Genomic DNA, 4,212 nt, shown 5'->3' with positions numbered 1-4,212 from the left:
CCATTGGACCGTGCTCGAACTCAGCGCCGCGATCGCAGCGGTTCGGAACGCGCAGGGAGCCGGCAGCAAGCACAGCTGAACGAGAGGTGGAGGCCGCTCGATGTGCTGGTTGGCGACCCAAAGCAGTTTCTCGTCGCGAAACAATCGAGGGGAGCCGCGTCCCTCCTGTTCCTTGACCACCACCACATCAAGTTCTCCGGCATCGAAGGCGTGGAGCAAGGTCTCGCTGAGCGCCACCTTGACGCTCAGTTCGACACGTGGCAGTAGCCGGTGGATCCGAGCGAGCAACTCAGGGAGGCGATGCGGGACCAGGTATTCAACAATGCCGAGCCGAAGGCGTCCTTCAAGGTTGCTGCGACCAAGCATGCCGATGGCCTCATCGTTCAGGCGCATCAGACCGACAGCGTAGTTAAGAAATTGCTCCCCAGCAGCAGTGAGTCGGACCTGGCGACTGCTGCGAAGAAAAAGTGCGACTCCGAGCAACTCTTCCAATCGTTGAACCCTGGTGCTGATCGCCGACTGCGATCTGCAGAGGCGCTTGGATGCCCCGGTAAAACTCTGCGCGTCTGAGACGGCAACAAAGCAACGAATGAGGTCAATGTCCAGATCTCGCATATCAATCCGACTTTCGCATAGGTCCTATCGATACTATGCGTTTTGTCGGCTGATTGAGCGCACTTAAGCTGTCTCCACACAAATTTGGAGAAGTGATGCGCGCTGCTTGGTACGAGCGGGTCGGACCCGCGAAAGAGGTTTTTCTGTACGGAGATCGTCCGATGCCGACCCCAGGTCGAGGGGAAGTCCTTGTGCAACTGCATGCATCGGGCGTGAATCCTTCCGACGTGAAGGCGAGGGCCGGAGTTCGCGGCGGGAAGAGCGAACTTCCCTTTCCTTTCATCGTTCCTCACAGCGACGGCGCTGGCGTCGTTGTCGAGTGTGGATCCGACTGCAGCGGCCGAATACTTCCCGGGCGCAGAGTCTGGATAAGCAACGGCCAGTGGCGCCGCGCCTGCGGAACGGCGGCGCAATACATCGCGATCGACGAGAGGCTGGTATTCCCGCTGGCCGACAACACTTCGTACGAGACCGGTGCAGCCCTTGGCATTCCGGCGCTCACGGCGTGCCACGTCACGACAGGCTTTGGTGACATCGCGGGGCGCGTTGTTCTTGTCAGCGGAGGGGCTGGCACGGTAGGACGTCTTGCGGTCCAGGTCGCCAAGCATGCCGGCGCCTTTGTCGTGGCATCCGGTCATGGCTCAGTCGAAGAACAGCGTATCGTCAGCGCTGGTGCTGATGCTTTTGTTGATTACACAAGTCCGACCCTTGTCACAGATGTCCTCGACGCAACCAAGGGCCGAGGCGTAGACCACGCGGTCGAAGTCGAGTTTGGGGCCAATGTCGAAGATCTAGCCGATCTGCTCTCGGATCGAGCGACGGTTGTGACGTACGGCTCCGCACGCGTGATGCGGCCTGAGATGCCTTTCTACAAGTTCCTTTTCAAGGGCATCCAGCTTCAGTTCGTGCTGGTCTATTTGCTGACGCAGGAGGAACGGACCGGCGCCGCCGACCGCGTCAATCGCCTTTTGGAGCAGGGCACATTGGATGTGCCGATTCATGAGGTGGTACAGCTCCAAGATTGCGCACGCGCACACGAAATTGTGGAGAGCGGCCATCGTTCAGGTGCGGTCATCGTGGACGTGGTGAGCGCCGCATGATCTCTTCGCACACCCATGTGAAGACCGCGCTCATCACGGGGTCGACCAGTGGAATCGGTCTCGCAATCGCAGCGGCCATGTCGGCTGCAGGCTGGCGGATCGCACTTCATGGTCTTGGAGCGAGAGATGAAGTAGCGAAAGCTATTGATGAAGTTTCCGCGCGAGGAACTGCTGAAAGCTCGCCCAAGCACTTCGAGGCCGATTTGCGTTCGGCTGCGGCAGCACGGCAGCTCATCGTGGATGTGGAAGACGCGATGGGCCATGTTGATCTGCTTGTCAACAACGCCGGGATCCAATTCACCGCTCGTGTCGAGGACTTTCCGGTGTCGAAGTGGGACGAGATCATCGCGATCAATCTTTCTTCTGTATTTCACGTCAGCGCAGCCGTGTTGCCAGGAATGCAAGAGCGCCAGCACGGTCGAATCATCAGTATCGCTTCCGCGCACGGACTGGTTGCATCCGCAGAGAAGGCTGCGTATGTCGCCGCGAAGCACGGCGTTGTCGGTTTGACGAAGACCATTGCGCTCGAGAATGCCAAATCGGACATCACCTGCAACGCTATCTGCCCAGGATGGGTCAAAACGGGGCTGGTCGAGACTCAGATCAACAAATACATGGAACGTAACAACGTGTCCTATCAGGACGCAATGGCGGCGCTGCTGTCCGGCAAGGAACCCAGCGAACGGTTCACCACTCCGGACCAGATTGCTGCCGCTGTGCTCTTTCTCGCGAGCGAGGCGGGCAACAACATCACCGGCATCAGCCTCGCCATGGACGGTGGCTGGACCGCTCAATAGTTTTCCGGCAGGAGCCAATATGAAGAACGATGTTTTCGTCGTCAGCGCTGTTCGAACAGCTGTCGGCACATTCGGAGGGTCGCTGGCCTCGGTCGCTCCTGCGGTGCTGGCGACGCAAGTCGTGCAGTCTGCGCTCAAGCATGCGTCGGTGGACGGTCAACTTGTTGGCCAAGTAGTGTTCGGTCACGTCATCAACACTGAGCCCGCCGACATGTACCTTTCAAGGGTAGCAGCGCTCAACGGAGGATGCGACATCGCGTGCAGTGCCTTCAATGTCAACCGGCTATGTGGCTCCGGCCTTCAAGCCGTTGTAGGTGCAGCCCAATCCATTCTCCTGGGAGATGTTGACGTCGCAATTGCCGGCGGCGCTGAGAGTATGAGCCGCTCGCCATACTTGAGCCAAGCCTCACGCTGGGGTGGGCGCATGGGAGATCTCACATTAGTCGACGCGCTGACCGGTGTGCTCCACGACCCGTTTTTCGGTATGCACATGGGTGTAACTGCAGAGAACGTTGCGGAGCAATGGAAGATCAGTCGCGCCGAGCAAGATGAACTCGCGCTTGAAAGTCACAGGCGAGCTCAGCGATCAATTCAGGAGGGCCGTTTCTCAGAGCAGATAGTTCCGATTGCGGTCAAGAACAAGGGTAAAGCAAACACATTCGAAAGGGACGAACACGTCCGCTTCGACAGCAAACTGTCTGATTTTTCTGAACTGCGGCCAGTGTTCAAGCGCGAATCCGGGACTGTCACTGCAGGCAACTCTTCGGGTATCAACGATGCCGCAAGCGCTGTGGTGTTGGCGAGCGGACATGCGGTGTCGACCTATGGACTGAAGCCGATGGCAAGGCTGGTTGCATATGCGCATTCTGGCGTTGACCCCAAGTTCATGGGAATCGGCCCCGTGCCTGCCACCCAAGCTGTGCTGAAGAAGGCTGGGCTTGGGATTGCAGACCTCGATGTCATCGAGGCGAACGAAGCATTCGCGGCTCAAGCTCTCGCCGTCACCAAGGCGCTCGGTCTGGACCCGAACAAGGTCAATCCCAACGGGTCTGGGATCTCTCTCGGTCACCCTATAGGAGCAACGGGAGCGATCATCACTACGAAGGCAGTGCACGAATTGAGGCGAGTGGGGGGAAGGTATGCACTGGTCACGATGTGCATCGGAGGTGGCCAGGGGATTGCCGTAGTCTTCGAGAGCGTCGTTTGACGCAATGTATGAGCGGGAATTTGATTTCCCGACGCGAGAATTTATCGCCTGGCGCAGGTCGCGCTTCTAGGCCTCGTGGGCATGAGGCGCCGCACGCGTTGGAGCGTGCATCAGATTCCTGAAATTCAATGTTTATGGAGCGGAGATGAATTCGTTGAACACAGTTGGCGTCGTCGGCGGCGGTTTGATGGGGAGCGGCATTGCCGCCAAGTTGGCAGCGGGGGGGCGGAGGGTTGTCGTCCACGATAGCAATGCCAGCGTGAGAGCAGGCGTAACGCAGAGATGCACTCATGTTTTCGAGGAGCTTGGACGGGCAGGGATGTTGGATGCGGTCAGCAAAGAGGCTGCGATGGGCCGGATCAGCGTTGCATCCACTCTTGATGAACTGTCGGCGACGGATTTTGTGATCGAAGCAGTTGTCGAAGAACTGTCGGTCAAGGTTGATATTTTCTCTGACCTTGAGGCGATTCTGAGACCGGAAGTGGTTATAGCC

Annotated in this window: 5 protein-coding genes; 4 read left to right on the top strand and 1 reads right to left on the bottom strand. The window is 58.3% G+C overall.

Annotation, left to right across the window (positions count from 1 at the left end; translation table 11 throughout):
* Nucleotides 1-615: LysR family transcriptional regulator (locus AC1DOC_RS22080; RefSeq protein WP_478130483.1), on the bottom strand; the 615-nt coding region annotated here is incomplete at its 3' end.
* A gap of 95 nt (nucleotides 616-710) precedes the next feature.
* On the opposite strand from AC1DOC_RS22080, the gene AC1DOC_RS22075 reads away from it, so the two are divergent.
* The 4 genes from AC1DOC_RS22075 to AC1DOC_RS22060 form a co-directional block, all read left to right on the top strand.
* Entirely contained in the window at nucleotides 711-1,715 is a 1,005-nt protein-coding gene (locus AC1DOC_RS22075) for an NADPH:quinone reductase (RefSeq protein ID WP_478130482.1), read from the top strand.
* 17 nt (nucleotides 1,716-1,732) lie between these two features.
* Nucleotides 1,733-2,512: a 3-hydroxybutyrate dehydrogenase gene (locus tag AC1DOC_RS22070; protein WP_478130481.1), complete on the top strand. Its 780-nt coding sequence runs from the start codon at nucleotides 1,733-1,735 to the stop codon at nucleotides 2,510-2,512.
* Nucleotides 2,513-2,531: 19 nt separating this feature from the next.
* A complete protein-coding gene (locus AC1DOC_RS22065; RefSeq protein ID WP_478080797.1) occupies nucleotides 2,532-3,719 on the top strand; it encodes an acetyl-CoA C-acyltransferase family protein in 1,188 nt (395 codons plus the stop codon).
* Between the two features lie 145 nt (nucleotides 3,720-3,864).
* Nucleotides 3,865-4,212: 3-hydroxyacyl-CoA dehydrogenase NAD-binding domain-containing protein (locus AC1DOC_RS22060; protein WP_478130480.1), on the top strand; the 348-nt coding region annotated here is incomplete at its 3' end.

This window comes from Variovorax sp. 01T439_2, assembly GCF_056398445.1.
This window is presented reverse-complemented; position numbering and strand designations above follow the sequence as displayed.